Genomic DNA, 18,321 nt, shown 5'->3' with positions numbered 1-18,321 from the left:
ACCGTTTTCGACCGGGTACCGTTACGCACGTTCGAGCCCGCCCGGCCGGGCTCAGCCTGGTGCTTTTCGTGGCCGAGATGCTCGGTCATCTCCGCGTTCAGCGCGGCTTCCAGCACCGTCTTGGTCAACTGCTTGAGCAGACCGTCCGGGCCGGTCAACGCCAACCCCTGCTCCTGCGCCTGCGCGACCAACCGGGCCGCCAGCTCTTCCTGCGCCGACCGCGGCTTCGCGGCCTTCTTCCTGCCTGTGGCTCGTGGACTCACAACATCCAGTGTCATCACACATCGTGCCCAATCCCGCCGAGATCACTCCCGGCGTGTCAGGCCAGAAACACCGATCTTGAAACAGTCCCCCACTCCCGGCAGGGGGTCGGCAAAGTCGTTTTGGTTGTCAGGTGGGGATTCCGAGCAGGGTGAGTGGTCTGGTGGCGTTGCGTCCATGTGGCGAAGGCCTTGGGCGATGTTGTCCCATCCGTGGTGGCGTAAGGCGCTGATGGCGAGGTTGCGCAGGGATGCCATGACGCGGGGTGCGTTGCCGGTGCGGACTCGGGAGTGGTCTTCGGTGTAGGTGACGTCGCGGACCCAGTGCAGCCGGTTTTCGATGTGCCAATGGTTGCGGACGTAGTCGGCGACCTGGGCTGGGTGGGCGTGTTGGCTGGGCAGGCTGGTGAGGCCCAGTGCGGCATAGGCGCTGTGTTTTCCGCTGGTGTGCTGTGTGGTGTAGCGCTCGATCAGAAACGCGTGTGTCGCATGCGGGAAATCGATGGCCGGATATCCGAGGTAGTCCCCGAGCGGGGCGAGTTGGACGATGCGCCGTTCAGTGCGGCCATGGTCTGTGCCGCTGGTGGCGTAGGTCGGGATCTCGTGCCAGGGCAGGGTATCGAGCAGGCCATAGAGGCGGTGCTGGTTCTCTTTGACGGTGAACACGTAGTAAGCGCCGCGCTGGTGCAGGTAGATGGCGTGTTCGCGGGTGGTGTGCAGCGCGTCCGCGGTGACCACTCGTCCGGCCAGACCGATGCCGTCCAGCAGGGGCGCGAACCAGGCGATCTCGCTGGTCTTGACGGTGACCTGCCGCTGGCCCAGCACCACACCGTCGATACTCGGCTCGCCGGTGGTGTGGGTGATCGCGGCCAGCAGATGCACCCCGGGCTCCGCCGGTGCGGGCGAACGTGCCACGCAACGATTTCCCGTCCACCGCGACCGCTGCCGGAGCCGGTGTGTCGGGCTGGTCGGTGACGTCGGGCTGATCAACGGCCTGGCCGGTGATGTGATGGACCAGCCAGGCACTGATCGCGGCATCCAGCAGGTCACCGTCTACTTGTTGGGTCAGCCGTCGCACCGTGGACTCGTCCGGCGCCAGATAGTGATCGCGGCGAGCATCGAATCGCGCGCCCAGTATCGCCAGGACCCGTTGCGGCACATCAGCGATCCATTCCCCGATCGCGGTGAACGACCGCGCTCCCGCCAGCACCGCCGCCGCGGCCAGCGTCAGCAGCGACCCTGCTGCATGCCGCACACCCCGCCGGGCCCGCGGATCAGGCACCCGGCCAAGGTAATCCCGCAGGTCAGCAACCTGGCTGACATCGATCACCCTCTCATTGCCCGAGGCCGCAACCGGGGCCAGCCGATCGAAAGCGGCAGGGATCAGGCAGGATTCCACAGCGGGCACGGCTCTCTCACATGATCATGGGACGTAGACACTCACATGATCAACGAGGCCGTACCCGCCCCATAAACCGGGTGATCAACTTTGCCGACCCCCTGACCACTCCCGGGGGGACGACCCCTGGCCAGTCTATCGGGGATATGGGCTGGTCAAAGGGTTACTCGGGGGTTGTGGACAACTGGATTTGCGAACGGACCGTTCGTGCAGGCAGAGCGGACGCCAGGGGACAGCAGGACCAGCGGACATGCGTCAGCAACGGACACGTTGTTGGTGGACCGGTGGCAGTTCGACCGCTGGCAGTACTAACCCCCGGGATGTGGAGCAGGCAACGGGTTGGCGCTCGGACACGACGACTCCACGGCGCACACTCCAACGGCTAACAGCACCGACCTCAGGCTGCGCAGCAGACGAAACACCGATCAACGGGTTGCCAAGCAGACACCACAAACACCTCAGCGCACACCTCAACCACTCACAGCACCAGCTTCAGCACGCCCAACAGGCGAGACACCGGCCAACGGGTTGGCGCTCGGATACGACGAGTTCCACGGCGCAACCTCAACGGCTAACAGCACCGGCCTCAGGCTGCGCAGCAGACGAGGCGCCCATCAACGCGTTGCCAAGCAGACACCACAAACACCTCGACGCACAGCTCAACCACTCACAGCAGCGACCGAGGACGCAGAGCAGGCGAGACACTGGCCAACGGGTTGCCAAGCAGACGCGACAAACACCTTCAGCGCAACCTCAACGGCTAACAGCACCGGCCTCAGGCTGCGCAGCGAGCGAAGCGCCCATCAACGGGTTGCCAACCAGACGCGACGAACTCCTCGACGCACGCCTCGATGGCTGGCGGCACCGGCTTGGGAACTGAAACAGGCCGGGTGCCGATCAACAGGGCACGATGAACTCCTCGACGGCTTACTAGACCAGTCTGTATAGTCGGGCATATGCCCAAGAAGACCGATACGCGTGATCGGGTGCTGAAGACCGCTGCGGCGCTGTTTCGCAGCCAGGGCTATCACGCGACAGGCCTCAACCAGGTGCTCGCGGAGGGCGGTGCGCCGAAGGGGTCGCTGTACTTCCATTTTCCTGGTGGCAAGGAGCAGCTTGCGGTCGAGTCGTTGCGACTTTCCGGCAGTGAGCTGTGTGAGCAGCTCAAACAGGCTCGATCACTCGACGAGGTCGTTGAGCTGCTTGCGAAAAGGCTGGTCGAGTCGGACTTTCAGGATGGCTGTCCAATTGCGACCGTCGCGTTGGACGCGGCCAATGAGAGCGAACAGATCCGGCAGGCTTGCGACAGCGCCTACGGCTCGTGGGAACGGGTGATCGCCGATCACCTTGAGCAGCAAGGAACCACCGACTCCGCGGCGTTGGCCACCACGATCCTCGCGACGATCGAGGGCGCGCTTTTGCTTGCCAGGACTCGCAAGGATCTCGCGCCGCTACGCCGAGCCGGGGAACACCTCAAACTTCTGGTCCAGAAGGAGCGATGATGCGCGTCCACCACCTGAACTGCGGAACCATGCGGCCGGCAGGCGGCAAGCTGCTCGATGACCGGCCTGGTTTCCTTCGTCGCAGCACGATGGTCTGCCACTGTCTGCTCATCGAGACGAACGACGGCCTCGTTCTTGTCGACACTGGTGTCGGACTTGACGACATCCGCAACCCGCGTGGTTCGCTGACTCGCGAGTTCCTCATCGCCGCCAACCCTGTTCTGGACGAGCGGGAAACGGCCGCGCAGCAGGTGCGCAACCTCGGCTACCGGATCGAGGACGTCCGGCACATCCTGCCCACTCATCTCGACCAGGACCACGCGGGCGGGCTTCGGGACTTCCCGAACGCCAAAGTGCACATCTACAAAGAGGAACTCGACGTCGCACGGGCGCAGGCCACCGCGAAGGATCGCGCGAGGTTCCGGACGGCCCAGTTCGACCACGCGGACTTCGAGAGCTACGAGCTATCCGGTGAGGACTGGTTCGGCTTCGAGTCCGTCCGTGGCCTCAAGGGTCTGCCCGAAGAGATCCTGCTTGTCCCGTTGCGTGGGCATACGAAGGGCCACGCGGGAATCGCGGTTGACACCGGTGAGAAGTGGTTGCTGCACTGCGGTGACAGTTACTTCTTCCACGGCGAGATGGATCCGGTGAACCCGCATTGCCCGCCGTTGCTCACGCAGTTCCAGAAGATCGTGGAGACCGAGCGCGAGCCGCGGCTGCACAACCAGCAGCGGCTTCGCGAACTCGTTCGTGACCACGGTGACCGGGTCGAGGTCTTCAGCGCCCACGACCCGGCCGAGCTGGCTCGATACCGCTAGTCCCCGCCCTTGGTCAGTGCCTCCGGGTTCAACTCGACGCGCTGACCTGTGGCGCGGTTGATGAAGTAGTTGATCACCCACAGGATCAGGCCGGCGCCCAGCAATATCAACGCGACGTAGTAGTCACGCGCTGGGCGCCCGGACAACGGGCTGGCCAGGTACACGCAAAGGACGGCCGCGATCACCGGGATCACGGTCGGGGTGCGGAAGTGCTTGTGCTCCACCTTGACCTTGCGCAGCACCAGCAGCGCGATGTTGACGATGGCGAAGACCACCAGCAACAGCAGCGCGGTGGTGCCACCGAGCACGCTGATGTCCACTGTGGATACGAGGACGACGGCAATCGCGGTGGTGAACAGGATCGAGACCCATGGCGTGCGGCGGAACGGGTGCACCGTGCCGAGTTGCTTGGGGATGATCCGCTCGTTGGCCATGCCGTAGAGCAGACGACTGGCCATCATCATGTTGATCAGTGCTGAGTTGATCACCGCGAACATACCGATGGCGGAGAACACCACGTGCGGGAAGCCCGGGGCGCCGACGTCGAGCACCTTCAGCAGCGCGGAACTGCCTGCCTTCTGCAGTTCGTCGGCTGGCACGAGCAGCGAGGACGTCACCGACACCAGGATGTAGATCGACGCGGCGATGACCATGCCCCACAGCATCGCCTTGGGGAAGATCCGGGCCGGGTCCTTGCACTCCTCGGCCATGTTCACCGAGTCCTCGAAGCCGACCATCGCGAAGAACGCCAGCGACGTGGCCGACGTGATGGCCACCAGCCAGGTCTGGTCCTGGGTGTCCACTTGGGTCAGCCTGCTCGGGTCACCGTCGCCGGAGGCCACCGCCGAGACGCCGACCGCGATGATGATCAGCAGACCGGACAGCTCGATGCACGTCAGCACCACGTTGGCCTTGACCGACTCGCTGACGCCCCGGAAGTTGATCAGCGCGACGAGCACGATGAACGCGATGGCCAGCAATGTCACCGGTACTGTCGTCGCCCCGATGGTGGCTTTGAGGTACGTGCCACCGAAGGCGATCGCGGCCGACGACGCGGACGTGATGCCCGAGCACATCACCGCGAACGCGACCATGAACGTCAAGAACTGGATCTTGAAGGCCCGGTGCGTGTACAGCGCGGCTCCGGCCGCCTGCGGGAACTTGCCGACCAGTTCGAGGTAGCTGAACGCGGTGAGGAACGCGATCACGAAGGCGAGCAGGAACGGCAGCCACAGCGCACCGCCGACTCTGCCGGCGACCTGTCCGGTAAGCGCGTAGATCCCGGTGCCGAGGATGTCCCCCACGACAAAGAACAGCAGTAGTTTCGGCCCGATGGCCCGCTTGAGCTCCGGTTGCCCGGTCGCGTGTTCCTTGATCCCTTCGGTCATCCCTGGAGTGTGCCGTACCTCACTGACAATTCGGGTAACGACATCACTCCATTGGCGTAGCAACTTCCTTATCGGCTCGATAACGCCAGAAAGCGGACAGCCACACGGCCGCGCCGACGGTCAGGACGATCACTAGGAAACCACCGCCCGCAGAGGCCACGGTCGTACCCGCGGCCGCGGCGGTCCAGCCGTGCGTGAGGTCGGCCAGCCGCGGCCCACCTGCGACGACAACGGTGAAGACGCCTTGCATCCGGCCACGCATCTCGTCGGGCGCGGCCGCTTGCAGGATCGATGAGCGGTACACCGCGCTGACCATGTCGGCGGCGCCGCCGATCGCTAGGAACACCACGGCCAGCCAGAGTGAGCTGGTCAGCCCGAACCCGGCCATTGCCGCACCCCACACGCACACCGCGATGATCACGCCGACGCCGTGCCGGTTGATCTTCGACAGCCAGCCGGACGACAGCCCCATCAGGAAAGCACCGAGTGGAATCGCTGCGTACAGCCAGCCCAGTGCGACACCGCCGCCTGGCGGGTCACCGAAGGTGCGCTCGGCCATCTCGGGGAACAGCGCCCGTGGCATACCCGCGACCATCGCGATGATGTCGACGAGGAACGAAGCCAGCAGCACGGTACGCCCAGCGAGATAACGGAATCCGTCGATCACGTCCCGCAGCCCCGCCCGCCTGGTCTCCCCGTTCAGCGGCGGCAACGGCGGCAAACGCCAGACCGCGTACATCGCGAGGACGAGCGCGACCGAGTCAATCAGGTACAAAGTGGACAGACCGATGATCGGCAGCAGCGCACCGGCGAACAGCGGGCCGAGCACCGAGCCGAACGTGAAAACCGTTGAGCCCAAGGCCATCGCGGACGGCATCAGCTCCGGGGGCACCAGCCGGGCGATGGCCGCGGTCCGGGTCGGCATGTTCACGGCGAAGAACGACTGTTGCAACCCGAGCAACAGCAGCACGATCCAGACCGAGTTGACCGCGAGCGCGGCCTGCAGCCACAACAGCACCGAACTCAGCGCGATCCCGGCGTTGGTGATCAGCAGCAGCTTGCGGCGGTCCATCATGTCCGCGATGGCCCCGCCGTACAGCCCGAAGACCAGCAGCGGGACCAACGCGACCGCACCGGTCAGGCCGACGAAACCGGACGATCCGGTCAGGTCGAACACCTGCTTGGGCACTGCGACGGCGGTGAGCTGGGAACCGATCGAAGTGACCGCGGTGGACATCCAGAGCCTGCGGTAAGGCGCCACGCGCAGGGGTCGGACGTCCATCACCAGGTCACGAAGGGCCACAAATCTTTAGCTTAGGACACCTAACGATCGAGACAGGAGTGATTTAGCCCGCCCGCGAACCGGTCAGTCCACCGGGAAGAACACGTCCGAGCAGGCGTAGACCGCCTTCGGCTGGTCGGCGTGGTCCCAGATGCCCAGAACGGTGTGCCGCCCCTGCTTGACCGGCAACTTCACCTCATGGGACACCGCGCCTTGCAGAAGCTGACCGTTGTAGCCGATCACGGCGAACGGTGCCGGTTCCAGCTGCGCACGAGTCAGCAACTGGTCCGGCTGCCATCCGTCGCGGGTGATGTAGTACCGGAAGGTGGTCGTCTTGTGCCCCGCGGTCAACGTCCACCCGAAGCGGTGGGTCGATCCCGGTCCCACGTCAGCGGTCGGCCACGGCATCGACTTGGACACGCGGGTCTTGTTCAGCTCGCCGAACTGGGGCAGGCCACCGGAACAGAGCTCGCCGTCGGCCGGCCCGGCCTGCGGGAACTGATTCGGCCCCTCGACGCTCTGCGGCTCGTATTTGATGTCGCCGCAGGGGATTCTGCCGATGTTGCACAGGTAGGCACGGCTCGGCAAGGTGTGCTGAAAACCGTGCGCCGAAGCGACGGTCGTCGCGGAAACCATGGTGACAAGGGCGATGACGGATATGACGAGTCTGCGCATCGATCTCCCATCGGGAACGACAGGGGCTCGTGAACGCGGCTCGGCCGCGTTGACGTTCGGACAAACCGAACGTAACGCGGCCGAGTTCGAATGATCTTGCTCGTCGGAGCGCCCTTACGGGCCGAGGCGCTCGATCTTCCAGCCGTCACGGGTGAGCTTGTAGCGCAGCCGGTCGTGCATCCGGTTGCGGCGGCCCTGCCAGAACTCGACGACCTCGGGCCGGATCCGCCAGCCGCCCCAGTGCGGAGGTACCGGTACCTCTTCGGCGTCGGCGAACTGGCGCTGGATGTTGGCCAAGGACGAGTCGAGCGTGTGGCGGCTGTGTACTACCACCGACTGGGGCGATGCCCACGCGCCCAGCTGCGACTCACGTGGCCTGCTCGCCCAGTAGGCCGCGGTCTCGGAGACGTCGACCTTCTCCACCGTGCCGCGGACGTGCGCCTGACGCTGCAAGGAGTACCAAGGGAAGGTGGCCGAGGCGTACCGGGTCGCCGAGAGCTCGTGGCTCTTGGTGGACGTGTAGTTGGTGAAGAACACGACGCCGCGCTCGTCCAGCCCCTTGGCCAACACAGTCCGTGACGACGGCCTGCCCTGCGGGTCGGCGGTGGCCAGCACCATCGCGTTCGGTTCGACCACACCTTGCTGTGCCGCCTGGTCAAGCCAGAACTGCAACTGCTCGTGCCATGTCGTGGCCAGCTCGGATTCGTCGAGACTGCCGCCTTCGTAATGGGCACGCATCGTCGGTAGGTCGAGCGTGATGTTGGACGTGATGTCGGCGTCCGTCATGCCTATCACCCTCCGCCTCGGGATCTCCTTGGTTCCCAAGGACGTTACGGGGTCCGCACGCGCGGAGAAACAGCACGAATGGTGATTACACCCACGCGGAGCTACCCAGATCGATCAACCAAATCGATTAAGTAAGCCCATCATGTGCTCAGCCGACACCGCGTCGCGGGCCAACGCGGTCGCGAGCGATCCACCCGCGGCCAGGGGCACGAGTGAGCACCATTCCTCGGCGATCACCGAAGGCGGATCTTCATAGCCCACACGGAGATCCGTTGCGAGCACGCGTCGTCCGGCAAGCACTGCCGGGCTGGCGGTCAACGAGTCGATCTCCAGCTTCTGGTTGAGCACCGGCGCCGGTCCGCGCCGGATGACCGTCTCGGTGCTCAGCCGTCCGGGCTTCTCGCCTTCCCGGCCGAGGACAAGCATTTCGCGCATGATCAGCCGGGCCGAAGGTTGCAGCGAACCGGTGAACAACGCCGCGTGGTGAGCACGCTCCGTGACGATGGTCGCCGCTGGCAGATACTCCACTGTGGACCCTTCGGCCGCTTCCACGTGCACGGCGAACCGGCTCATCGCCGGCCTCGGTCCAGGCAGGACAAGGCTCGCGGCTACGCCGACTACTCGCAAGCGAGCGCCAGGCAGCGCGGTCAGGGTCAGGTCCAGACAGTCGCCGCCCAGCGGAGCCGACGCCGAGCTGACCAGGTGCACGAGACCTGGTTTGCCGCGATGCGGAACGAGTGTCAGCGGGGACTCCGATCGCAGTTCCCTGAGCACTGTCCGCCCGTCGACCAACTCGGCGACGACCCGCGCGTGCGCTTTCATCCGGCGCGCACTGGCAACTGTGAACGGACCCAGCCCGCGACAGCGGGCGCATTCGGCGTTTCAGTCAGGGACTGGGCGATGACCGGCAGTTCGCCGCGCATCCGGGCCGCGTCCGATGCCATCACCTCGAGATCGGCGCCGACCAGCGGCGCGAGGTCGATCTTGTTGATCACCAGCAGGTCCGCGGTGGTCACGCCCGGGCCGCCCTTGCGCGGCACCTTGTCGCCACCTGCCACGTCGACCACGAAGATCTGCCGGTCCACCAGGCCACGGCTGAACACCGCGGTCAGGTTGTCACCGCCGCTCTCGATGATCACCAGTTCCAGGCCGGGGTGCCGCTCTTCCAACGTTTCCACGGCGTCCAGGTTCGCGGTGATGTCGTCGCGGATCGCGGTGTGCGGGCAGCAGCCGGTCTGCACGGCCTCGATCCGGTCGGTGTCCAGGACCCCCGCTCGCCGCAGGAAGTCCGCGTCCTCGGTCGTGTAGATGTCGTTGGTGACCACGGCCAGGTTGAGCTCGTCCTTGAACGCCCGGCACAACGCGGCGGTCAACGCGGTCTTGCCGCTGCCGACCGGTCCGCCGATGCCGATCCGGTACGCCCGGCCTGTCGACGGGCTCGGCTCGTGGTGGTCCGGTTCCGACCAGGTCGGGTCGAAGTTCACCGGGTGGGTGTGCGTGTGGTCAGCTTGCAAAGAGACGCACCTCTTCCTTGTGATGACGCACATGCGCCTCTGCCAACAAATCCAGCCCGGGCGCACCCGGCCCAGGCAAATCCTGAGGCGGCAGGCTTGCCGTCGCGACCGCGCGCTCGGCCAGCGCCTGCATGGCTTCGCCAAGCCTGGTCACTTCCGCGTTGACCGCGAAGGGATCGAGGCCCAGCAGGCGGATCGCCGCACTCGCCGGTCCGCTTACCGAGAGATAGGCCGCCGTCAACGCGGCATCACCGGCGCCACCTCCGGCGATACCGGTCAAAGCTCCCAGAATGATCGCGTGGTGCGGCCTGGGAGTCGCTGCCACCAGGGAATCCAGCACCGGTGACGGCCACGCACGCCGTCCCGCCCGTACGGTTGCGCGGCCCTGCGACCGTGACGCTTCGCGTTGCGCCGGTGAGGGTGTCCGGGCGTCCAGCTCGGCGTCCAAAGTAGACCATTCGTGGCATTTCACGGCGGCCGCGGCGAAGATCGCGGCCAACTCCCCCGCTGTCCGCAACCGGCCCGCCAGGAACAGGCCCAGCGAAGGGATGTCGGCGACAAGGCCGCGCGCGGCGGCCTCCTCCAGACCGCCGGAGTGCACGTGCCCGCCGCCCGGAAACCGGGAATCGGACAAGACCAAAGCGACCGTGTGCATCAGAACAGGAAATAGCGCTGTGCCATCGGCAATTCGGACACCGGCTGCGGCTCGATCAGCTCGCCGTCGACGTGCACGGCGAAGCTGTCCGCGTCGACCCGGACGTCCGGCATCGCGTCGTTGAGCAGCATGTCGGACTTTGTCACGCCACGGGTGCTGGTCACCGCGACGAGTTCCCGCCCGATACCGAACATGTCCTCGATATCGGACTCCAACGCCTCAGGCGCCACGAAATGCAGACCGCTGTCCAACGCGACCGAAGGCGCCGCACCGAACATCGGACGGGCGTAAACCGGCTGTGGTGTGGGGATCGAGGCGTTCGCGTCGCCCATCGCGGCCCATGCCGCGAACCCGGCTTTCAACACCACATGCGGCCGGACACCGAAGAACTTCGGTTCCCACAGCACGAGATCCGCGAGTTTGCCGACCTCGACCGAGCCGACCCACTTGTCGATGCCGTGCGCGATCGCCGGGTTGATCGTGTATTTGGCGACATATCGACGTGCCCGCATGTTGTCCGCGGTCGTGTCCCCTGGCAGGGAACCACGGCGGTCCTTCATCACGTGCGCGGTCTGCCAGGTCCGGATGATCACCTCGCCGATCCGGCCCATCGCCTGCGAGTCCGAGCTGATCATCGAGATCGCGCCCATGTCGTGCAGCACGTCCTCGGCGGCGATCGTGGTCGGCCGGATCCGCGACTCCGCGAACGCCAGGTCCTCGGGCACCGACGGGTTCAAGTGGTGGCACACCATGAGCATGTCCAGGTGCTCGGCCAGCGTGTTCGCGGTGTGCGGGCGGGTCGGATTGGTCGAACTCGGCAGGACGTTCGACTCGGAGACAACGCGGATGATGTCCGGCGCGTGCCCGCCTCCGGCACCTTCGGTGTGGTACGCGTTGATCGACCGGCCGCCGATCGCCTCCAAAGTGGACTCGACGAACCCGGCTTCGTTCAACGTGTCCGTGTGGATCGCGACCTGCACACCGGACTCGTCGGCGACAGTCAGGCACGCGTCGATCGCGGCAGGTGTCGTGCCCCAATCCTCGTGCAGCTTGAAACCTCCCGCGCCGCCACGGAGTTGCTCGCGAAGTCCTTCGTGGCTGACGGTGTTTCCCTTGCCCAGCAACATGACGTTGACGGGCTGCTCCTGCATCGCCTGCAACATCCGGCCGAGGTTCCACGCTCCGGGCGTGACCGTGGTGGCCTTGCTGCCTTCCACCGGGCCGGTTCCGCCGCCGATCATCGTGGTCAGCCCCGAGGCCAGCGCCTGGTCGGTGAGCTGCGGGCAGATGAAGTGCACGTGACAGTCGATGCCACCGGCGGTGAGGATCTTTCCGTTGCCCGCAAGGACTTCCGTGGACGGCCCGATCACGAGGGCCGGGTCGACGCCGTCCATCACATCCGGGTTGCCTGCCTTGCCGATGCCGACGATCTTGCCGTCCCGCACGCCGACGTCGGCCTTGACGACGCCCCAATGATCGAGGATCACCACACCGGTGATCACCAGGTCCGGTGCGCCGTCCGCGCGCGTGGCCATGCCCTGGCCCATCGACTCCCGGATCACCTTGCCGCCGCCGAAGATCACTTCGTCCCCGGCGCCCGCGCCCATGCTGCGGTCCTCGGTGACCTCGATCAGCAGGTTCGTGTCCGCCAGCAGGATCCGGTCACCGACGGTCGGCCCGAACAACTCGGCGTACCGCTCACGATCGATCGAGGTCACCAGACCACTCCTTCCTCAGCCCGGGAACCGTGCGGTTGCCCGCGATCGGCACAAGGTCGACTTCGCGCTCGACGCCCGGTTCGAAGCGCACGGACGTGCCAGCGGGAATGTCGAGCCGCTGACCCCACGCTGCCTCGCGGTCGAACTCGAGGCCAGGGTTGACCGCGGCGAAGTGGTAGTGCGACCCCACCTGGACCGGCCGGTCAGCGGTGTTGCGGACGGTCATGCGGGTTCTCGGCCTGCCGGGGTTGAGCTCGATCGGCTCGCCTGCCGGAATGATCTCGCCTGGGCGCATCGGTGAATTCCTAGATGATCGGGTCGTGCACGGTGACGAGCTTCGTGCCGTCCGGGAACGTGGCCTCGACCTGCACCGCGTCCACCATCTCCGGCACACCGGGAAGCACCTGGTCACGCGTGAGCACGTGCCTGCCGCTGGCGACCAGCTCGGTGACCGCGCGGCCGTCGCGTGCGCCCTCGAGCACGTGGTCGGTGATCAACGCGACCGCTTCCGGGTAGTTCAGCTTCACGCCCCGGTCCAGCCGCTTGCGGGCGACGTCGGCCGCCACGTGGATCAGCAGCTTGTCCCGTTCGTGCGGGGTCAGGTGCATGCGCAAGGTCTATCACCGCGCAGCGCCGCTGTCCCGATCTGGAAACACAGGCTTAACCCGGACGGGTGCCTGTGGATAACTCGGGCTGCGCGATTCGGACATGTCGGTGGCCTGCGGTAGCGTTGAAATTAGGGGTTCCCCCTTGGGGATTTGTGGTGCGATGGCGCGTGTCCACAGTGGTTGGGGGAGGCTGGTCGCTGGTGGGGGACGAGTCATTGGTGGGCGAGGCGGGTCAGCGGTCGCCAAAGCAAGTCATCGGTTTGTCAGGGCTTGTCCGGTTGCGGTGTCTGGGATTTCCGCGACGTGGCCTTGGTAGAGGATCTTCCCGCCGTGCTTTCCCGGGCCGGGTCCCAGGTCGATCAGCCAGTCGGCTTGGCGGATGACGTCCAGGTTGTGCTCGATCACGACAACCGTGTGGCCGTGCTGCACGAGGTCGTCCAGGACTGCCAGCAGCGTGTCGATGTCGCGAAGGTGCAGGCCGGTTGTGGGTTCGTCGAGGACGTACAGCGTTGGGCCGGTGGTTTCGCGGAGTTCCTTGGCGATCTTCACGCGTTGGGCTTCGCCGCCTGACAGTGTTGTCAGTGGTTGGCCGAGTCGCAGGTAGCCGAGGCCGACTGATTCCAGGTGATGGAGGGCCTTGGTGATCGCACGGTCGGGCAGGCGCTGAATGGCGTCGGTGATCGTGAGGTCGTCCACGTCCGCAATGGACAGTCCGTCGACCTTGTGGCTCAGCACTTCGGGCGTGAAACGTCGCCCACCGCACGTCTGGCACACGGTCTCCTGGCCGTCCATGAAGGCCAGGTCCGTGTAGATGATGCCGAGGCCGTCGCAGTCCGGGCACGCACCCGACGAGTTGGCGCTGAACAGCGATGCGGGGACGTTGTTCAACCGGGAGAACAGTTTCCGGATGGGTGTGGCGATGCCTGTGTAGGTGATCGGTGTCGATCGCCGGTTCGTGCTGACGGGCTTCTGGTCGATCACGATCGCGTCATGCTGGGCGACCAGTTCGCTTGCCAGACTTGACTTTCCTGAACCCGCGACGCCGGTGAGCACGGTCATCACGCCGGTCGGGATGTCGACCGTCACGTTCTTGAGGTTGTTGCGGGTTGCGTCGGCGATGGTGACGGTTCCGCGTGGCTTCCGTGGTTGATCCTTGATCGGGCGCTGCTGTGCCAACGCGGTTGCGGTGGGCGTCTTGGCGCGGCGGAGTTCGGCGAAGGTTCCTTGGAAAACGAGCTCACCGCCCTGGTCGCCTGCGCGTGGCCCGATCTCGATGATCTGGTCGGCGACCGCCATGACCGCAGGATCATGCTCGACGACCAGGACGCAATTGCCCTTGTCACGAAGCTGTTCGAGCAGGGTTGTCATGGCGGAGACGTCGTGCGGGTGCAGGCCGACCGTGGGCTCGTCGAACACGTACAGCATCTCGATCAGGCTGCTGCCCAGGTGTTTGACCGTCTTGATGCGCTGGGACTCGCCGCCTGACAGGGTTGTCGTGCCGCGGCCGAGGTGGAGATAGCCGAGGCCGATGGTGACCATGGCGTCCAACCTGTCCTTCAGCGCGGCCACGACCGGTGCCACGCTCGCATCCGTCACGTCCGTCACCAGGTCGGCGAGTTCGCTGATCTCCATACGTGCCATCTCGCCGATGGTGTGACCGAGGACTGTGGCGGTTCGGCTGGCTTCGTTGAGTCGATCGCCGTGGCAGTCGGGACATACCTCGGAGCGCGTGAACCGGGCGATGGTCTCCTTCTTGCGGTCCGACAAGTTGTCCGATGTACGCAGGTAGATCCGTTCGAACCGTTCGACAACACCTTCGGGCTCAGTTCCGTAGAGCAGCGCGTCTCGTCGCGCTTTGGGCCAATCGCGCAGCGGTGTGTCGACGTCGAAGGTGCCGTCGGCGTAGAGCGAGTACCAGTAGCCGCCGTTGCCGAAGCCGGGCAGCAGGATCGCGCCGTCCTGCAGCGACTTGTCCAGGTCCAGGAAGCGGTCGACCGCGCTGGCCACGACCTCACCGAGGCCCGAGCACGTCGGGCACATGCCTGCCGGGTCGTTGAACGAGAAGTGGTTCGACTCGCCGACGTGTGGCGTGCTCACGCGGGAGAACAGCAGCCTCAGGTAGGTCCAGGCGTCGGTGATCGTGCCGACCGTGGAACGGGCGTTCCCGCCGATCCGCCGCTGGTCGATCACCACGACTGGGGACAGCCCTTCGATCTGGCCGACTTCGGGCCTTGTCCACTTCGGCAGCCGGTTTCGGGTGAACGGCGGGAACGTCTCGGTGAGCTGGAACCCGGCCTCGGCCGCGATCGTGTCGAACACCAGCGACGACTTGCCCGATCCCGACAGTCCGACGAACACCACCACCTGACCGCGCGGCACGTCGACGTCGATGTCCTTCAGGTTGTTGGTCCTGGCTCCCCTGATCCGGATCATGCTTCGACGGTACGAGTAGATGTGGCCAGAAAATGTCCGCGATTTCGGCGACCATGGACGCATGGCCGATGTGATGCGACGAGTCCTCGCGCTGCTCGCGGCCCTGCAGACGGGCAAGGCGTTCACCGGCGACGAACTGGCGTCCCGGCTCGACGTCAACCCGCGCACGCTGCGGCGAGACGTCGACCGGCTACGGAGTTACGGGTATCCGGTCGAAACCCAGCCCGGTCCAGGCGGCTACTACCGGCTCGCCGCCGGCCGTGCCATGCCGCCGCTGCTCCTGGACGACGATGAGGCCATTGCCACGCTCCTCGGCCTGGCGACTCTCGCCGCGACCGGCAGCGCCAGCGAAGGCAGCGTCGACGACGCGGCGACCCGTGCGTACGGCAAGGTCGACCAGTACCTGCCCAAACGCCTACGTCCGCAGGCCGTGGCCCTGCGTGCCAGCTTGGAGACCACTTCGGTGTCGGCTCCGAGCACCAGCGCCGAGACGATGAGCACGCTCGCCGAGGCGATCCACCACACGCAGGTCGTGACGTTCGACTACGCGGACGCGGCCGGGGCCAGCACCACCCGCCGGGTCGAGCCGCACCGCCAGATCCACCTCAACCTGCGCTGGTACCTGCTGGCCTGGGACACCGACCGGGAGGACTGGCGGGTCTTTCGCATCGACCGCGTGACCAACGTGCACAACACCGGCCGGTCCTTCACCTTCCGGCCGTTGCCCGCCGACAGCGGCATCGACTACCTCCGCCAAGGCCTGACCAAACACAGGCAGCGCGTTGTCGTGACCATCGATGCACCGATGTCCGTAGTGGCGGACGCCTTCACGTACCAGGACGTCGAGTTGACGCTCACCGAGAGCGGGACTCGCGCGGTTCTCATGCTCGATTCCTGGCAGTGGCTCGTGCTGAATCTCGCGTTCATCGACGCCGACTTCACCATCCACGAACCCGCCGCGTTCCGGGAGGCGTGCGCGCGGTTCTCCGGCCGCCTTCAGAGCGGTGCTTCGACCCCGAGGCCGAGCTCGACGGCCTTGCGCAGGATGTGATCGGCGGCGAACAGATCCTCGGTAGCGATGCCGAGCGAACGGAACACCGTGATCGCCTCCGGCCCGGACCGGCCAGGTGCCTTGCCGATCAACAGATCGCCGAGTTCCCCGCGTACGTCCGGCGGGTCGCTCTGGAACTCCTTGGCTTCGCCGAGCACGGACTGCATCGCGTCGACGTAGAGCTCAGCCGCTCGCACGGTCGCCGTGTCGACTTCCTGGTGCTGCACCGTGCTCGCGCCGACAGCGTTGACGTGAGTGCCTGGGCTGAGCCAATCTCGTTGTACCACAGGGTCTTTCGACGTCGTCACGGTCACCACGATGTCGACGTCCCGGACAGCTTCCTCGGCCGTGGGTACTGCCTTCAGCTCGAAGGGGACATTCATCCGTTCCACGAACTCGGGCGCGGAACGCGGCGAGAACACGCGCGCCTCTTTGATCTCCCGGACGAGGGGAATCGCATGCAGATGTGCCTCGGCTTGGACACCGGCACCGATGATCGCGAGGGTTTTGGCATTTTCCCGAGCCAATGAGCGGGTGGCCAGTGCGGACACCGCGGCCGTCCGGATTTCGGTGATCGTCGAAGCGTTCATGAATGCCAGCGGCTCGCCGGTGACCCCGTCGAAGAGGGTGACCGCGCCCTGGTGCGTGTCCAACCCGCGCCCCGGATTGTCCGGCACGATGCACAAGAGTTTTGTCCCGAACAGCGGTGTGCCGCCGCCGCGATACGCGGGCATCCAGACACCGAACGCGTTCGTGGACGACGGCTGGAAAGCGGTCCGCAGCGGCTGCTCGACCAGGCCTTGCGCCCTGGCCTTGAGGGCGTCGGCCATCACGTCGACGCACTCGCTCATCGGCAACGCACGCTTGATGTCCGCCGCGGAGAGTATTCGCATGTGCCCAATTAACACACTGAATCGTTCACGGAATCGTGACTCAGCCCACGGCGCGTGTCGTTGCGACACACGCCGAGGAGGAGAAGTGTTTGAGGATGAGGCCGCGCAGTGTCGCCGACTCGCATCCAGATGCCGGCGCGGCGCGTATCAAGTCGGGGTATTTCGGAAAGGCGACCGCGCATGTCGACACCAACAGTGAATCCATCGCACGTCGACTTCGACGACGACGGTTACAAACCGGGTCTTGAAGGAGTCATCGCGTTTCGGACGCAGATCGCCGAGCCGGACCGGGCCGGCGGTGCGTTGCGTTACCGCGGCGTGGACATCGAAGACCTCGTCGGCCGGGTGACATTCGGCAACGTATGGGCATTGCTCGTGGACGGCCGCTTCGGCCCGGGCCTGCCGCCCGCTGAGCCGTTCCCCATTCCCGTGCACACCGGGGACGTGCGGGTGGATGTGCAGGCGGCGTTGGCGATGCTGGCGCCGATCTGGGGTTTCCAGCCGTTGCTGGACATCACCGATCTGGAAGCACGCGCCCAATTGGCCCGCGCCTCGGTGATGGCACTGTCCTATGTGGCGCAATCGGCTCGCGGTATCGGGCATCCGGCGGTGCCGGAGAGCCGGATCAACGAGTGCGACACGATCACCGAGCGGTTCATGACCCGCTGGCGTGGTGAGCCGGATCCCGCTCACACCAAGGCAATCGACGCCTACTGGGTGTCCGCGGCCGAGCACGGCATGAACGCTTCGACGTTCACCGCGCGCGTGATCGCGTCGACTGGCGCGGACGTGGCCGCGGCTCTGTCCGGCGGCATCGGTGCGATGTCCGGGCCGTTGCACGGTGGCGCTCCGGCTCGGGTGCTGCCGATGATCGAGGCCGTCGAGCGGTCCGGGGATGCCCGCGGGTTCGTGAAGGGCATCTTGGACCGTGGCGAGCGGCTGATGGGTTTCGGGCACCGGGTCTACCGTGCCGAGGACCCGCGGGCTCGCGTGCTCCGGCGGACTTGCCTTGAGCTTGGGGCGACGCGTTACGAAGCCGCGGCGGCTTTGGAGCAGGCGGCGTTGGCGGAGTTGCGGGAACGCCGGCCAGACCGGGCGATCGAGACGAACGTGGAGTTCTGGGCCGCGGTGATCTTGGACTTCGCCGAGGTTCCGCCGCACATGATGCCCTCGATGTTCACGTGCGCCCGGACCGCCGGGTGGTGCGCGCACATCCTGGAGCAGAAGCAGACCGGCCGGTTGATCCGTCCTTCCGCCCGGTACACCGGCCCTGACGCCCGTAAGCCCGAGGAAGTCGAGGGCTGGGACACCATCGCCCACCAGTGATCTGACGAAGCCC

18 protein-coding genes and 1 pseudogene are annotated in these 18,321 nt (G+C 65.9%); 4 read left to right on the top strand and 15 right to left on the bottom strand.

Going from position 1 to position 18,321, the window contains the following annotated elements; translation table 11 throughout:
• From B9C43_RS51360 to B9C43_RS59215, 3 genes and pseudogenes are all read right to left on the bottom strand, one after another.
• A partial coding sequence (locus B9C43_RS51360; RefSeq protein WP_407657184.1) for a transposase occupies nt 1-203 on the bottom strand: 203 nt, incomplete at its 3' end.
• Between the two features lie 102 nt (nt 204-305).
• Nucleotides 306-1,142, bottom strand: a complete 837-nt coding sequence (locus B9C43_RS51355; protein WP_235039325.1) for an ISAs1 family transposase — start codon at nt 1,140-1,142, stop codon at nt 306-308.
• 193 nt (nt 1,143-1,335) lie between these two features.
• A pseudogene (locus B9C43_RS59215) lies at nt 1,336-1,515 on the bottom strand (hypothetical protein); the annotation flags it as partial.
• Nucleotides 1,516-2,615: 1,100 nt separating this feature from the next.
• Between B9C43_RS59215 and B9C43_RS51350 the strand changes: the two are divergent.
• Both B9C43_RS51350 and B9C43_RS51345 read left to right on the top strand, forming a co-directional pair.
• Nucleotides 2,616-3,161, top strand: a complete 546-nt coding sequence (locus B9C43_RS51350; protein WP_084434524.1) for a TetR/AcrR family transcriptional regulator — start codon at nt 2,616-2,618, stop codon at nt 3,159-3,161.
• On the top strand, nt 3,161-3,979 hold the full coding sequence (locus B9C43_RS51345; RefSeq protein WP_084434523.1) for an MBL fold metallo-hydrolase: 819 nt from the start codon (nt 3,161-3,163) through the stop codon (nt 3,977-3,979). Before B9C43_RS51350 ends, B9C43_RS51345 begins: the two co-directional genes overlap by 1 nt.
• On the opposite strand, the gene B9C43_RS51340 is transcribed toward B9C43_RS51345, so the two are convergent.
• The 11 genes from B9C43_RS51340 to B9C43_RS51290 form a co-directional block, all read right to left on the bottom strand.
• The gene (locus B9C43_RS51340) at nt 3,976-5,367 is read right to left on the bottom strand and encodes an APC family permease (protein WP_084434522.1); all 1,392 of its coding nucleotides are present in this window, start codon (nt 5,365-5,367) and stop codon (nt 3,976-3,978) included. The genes B9C43_RS51345 and B9C43_RS51340 overlap by 4 nt on opposite strands.
• A gap of 43 nt (nt 5,368-5,410) precedes the next feature.
• Entirely contained in the window at nt 5,411-6,649 is a 1,239-nt protein-coding gene (locus tag B9C43_RS51335) for an MFS transporter (protein WP_084434539.1), read from the bottom strand.
• Between the two features lie 84 nt (nt 6,650-6,733).
• Nucleotides 6,734-7,324 (bottom strand): lytic polysaccharide monooxygenase, encoded by a 591-nt coding sequence (locus B9C43_RS51330; RefSeq protein WP_084434521.1) that lies wholly within the window; start codon nt 7,322-7,324, stop codon nt 6,734-6,736.
• Between the two features lie 114 nt (nt 7,325-7,438).
• On the bottom strand, nt 7,439-8,110 hold the full coding sequence (gene pdxH / locus B9C43_RS51325) for a pyridoxamine 5'-phosphate oxidase (RefSeq protein ID WP_033384847.1): 672 nt from the start codon (nt 8,108-8,110) through the stop codon (nt 7,439-7,441).
• Between the two features lie 114 nt (nt 8,111-8,224).
• Nucleotides 8,225-8,932 carry an urease accessory protein UreD gene (locus tag B9C43_RS51320; protein WP_084434520.1) on the bottom strand — a complete coding sequence of 236 codons (708 nt, stop codon included), beginning with the start codon at nt 8,930-8,932 and terminating at the stop codon, nt 8,225-8,227.
• Nucleotides 8,929-9,624, bottom strand: coding sequence for an urease accessory protein UreG (gene ureG / locus B9C43_RS51315; protein WP_084434519.1), 696 nt, complete (start codon nt 9,622-9,624; stop codon nt 8,929-8,931). Before ureG ends, B9C43_RS51320 begins: the two co-directional genes overlap by 4 nt.
• On the bottom strand, nt 9,614-10,279 hold the full coding sequence (locus B9C43_RS51310; RefSeq protein WP_084434518.1) for an urease accessory protein UreF: 666 nt from the start codon (nt 10,277-10,279) through the stop codon (nt 9,614-9,616). The genes ureG and B9C43_RS51310 overlap by 11 nt, the downstream gene beginning before the upstream one ends.
• Complete coding sequence (locus B9C43_RS51305) at nt 10,279-11,997, bottom strand: urease subunit alpha (protein WP_084434517.1); 1,719 nt, start codon at nt 11,995-11,997, stop codon at nt 10,279-10,281. The genes B9C43_RS51310 and B9C43_RS51305 overlap by 1 nt, the downstream gene beginning before the upstream one ends.
• Nucleotides 11,978-12,292 (bottom strand): urease subunit beta, encoded by a 315-nt coding sequence (locus B9C43_RS51300; RefSeq protein ID WP_033384860.1) that lies wholly within the window; start codon nt 12,290-12,292, stop codon nt 11,978-11,980. Before B9C43_RS51300 ends, B9C43_RS51305 begins: the two co-directional genes overlap by 20 nt.
• A gap of 10 nt (nt 12,293-12,302) precedes the next feature.
• Complete coding sequence (locus B9C43_RS51295; RefSeq protein ID WP_084434516.1) at nt 12,303-12,605, bottom strand: urease subunit gamma; 303 nt, start codon at nt 12,603-12,605, stop codon at nt 12,303-12,305.
• A gap of 252 nt (nt 12,606-12,857) precedes the next feature.
• Complete coding sequence (locus B9C43_RS51290; protein ID WP_084434515.1) at nt 12,858-15,038, bottom strand: ATP-binding cassette domain-containing protein; 2,181 nt, start codon at nt 15,036-15,038, stop codon at nt 12,858-12,860.
• A 61-nt stretch (nt 15,039-15,099) separates the two neighbouring features.
• Between B9C43_RS51290 and B9C43_RS51285 the strand changes: the two genes are divergently transcribed.
• Nucleotides 15,100-16,089, top strand: a complete 990-nt coding sequence (locus tag B9C43_RS51285) for a helix-turn-helix transcriptional regulator (protein ID WP_084434514.1) — start codon at nt 15,100-15,102, stop codon at nt 16,087-16,089.
• Here B9C43_RS51285 and B9C43_RS51280 read toward each other — a convergent pair.
• The gene (locus B9C43_RS51280; RefSeq protein WP_084434513.1) at nt 16,035-16,982 is read right to left on the bottom strand and encodes an ornithine cyclodeaminase family protein; all 948 of its coding nucleotides are present in this window, start codon (nt 16,980-16,982) and stop codon (nt 16,035-16,037) included. The two genes, B9C43_RS51285 and B9C43_RS51280, sit on opposite strands and share 55 nt — an antisense overlap.
• Before the next feature lie 180 nt (nt 16,983-17,162).
• Between B9C43_RS51280 and B9C43_RS51275 the strand changes: the two genes are divergently transcribed.
• Complete coding sequence (locus B9C43_RS51275; protein WP_033384873.1) at nt 17,163-18,308, top strand: citrate synthase 2; 1,146 nt, start codon at nt 17,163-17,165, stop codon at nt 18,306-18,308.
• Nucleotides 18,309-18,321: the final 13 nt, after the last annotated feature.

It is taken from the genome of Kibdelosporangium aridum (genome assembly GCF_900176515.1).
Taxonomy (GTDB): domain Bacteria; phylum Actinomycetota; class Actinomycetes; order Mycobacteriales; family Pseudonocardiaceae; genus Kibdelosporangium; species Kibdelosporangium aridum.
This window is presented reverse-complemented; position numbering and strand designations above follow the sequence as displayed.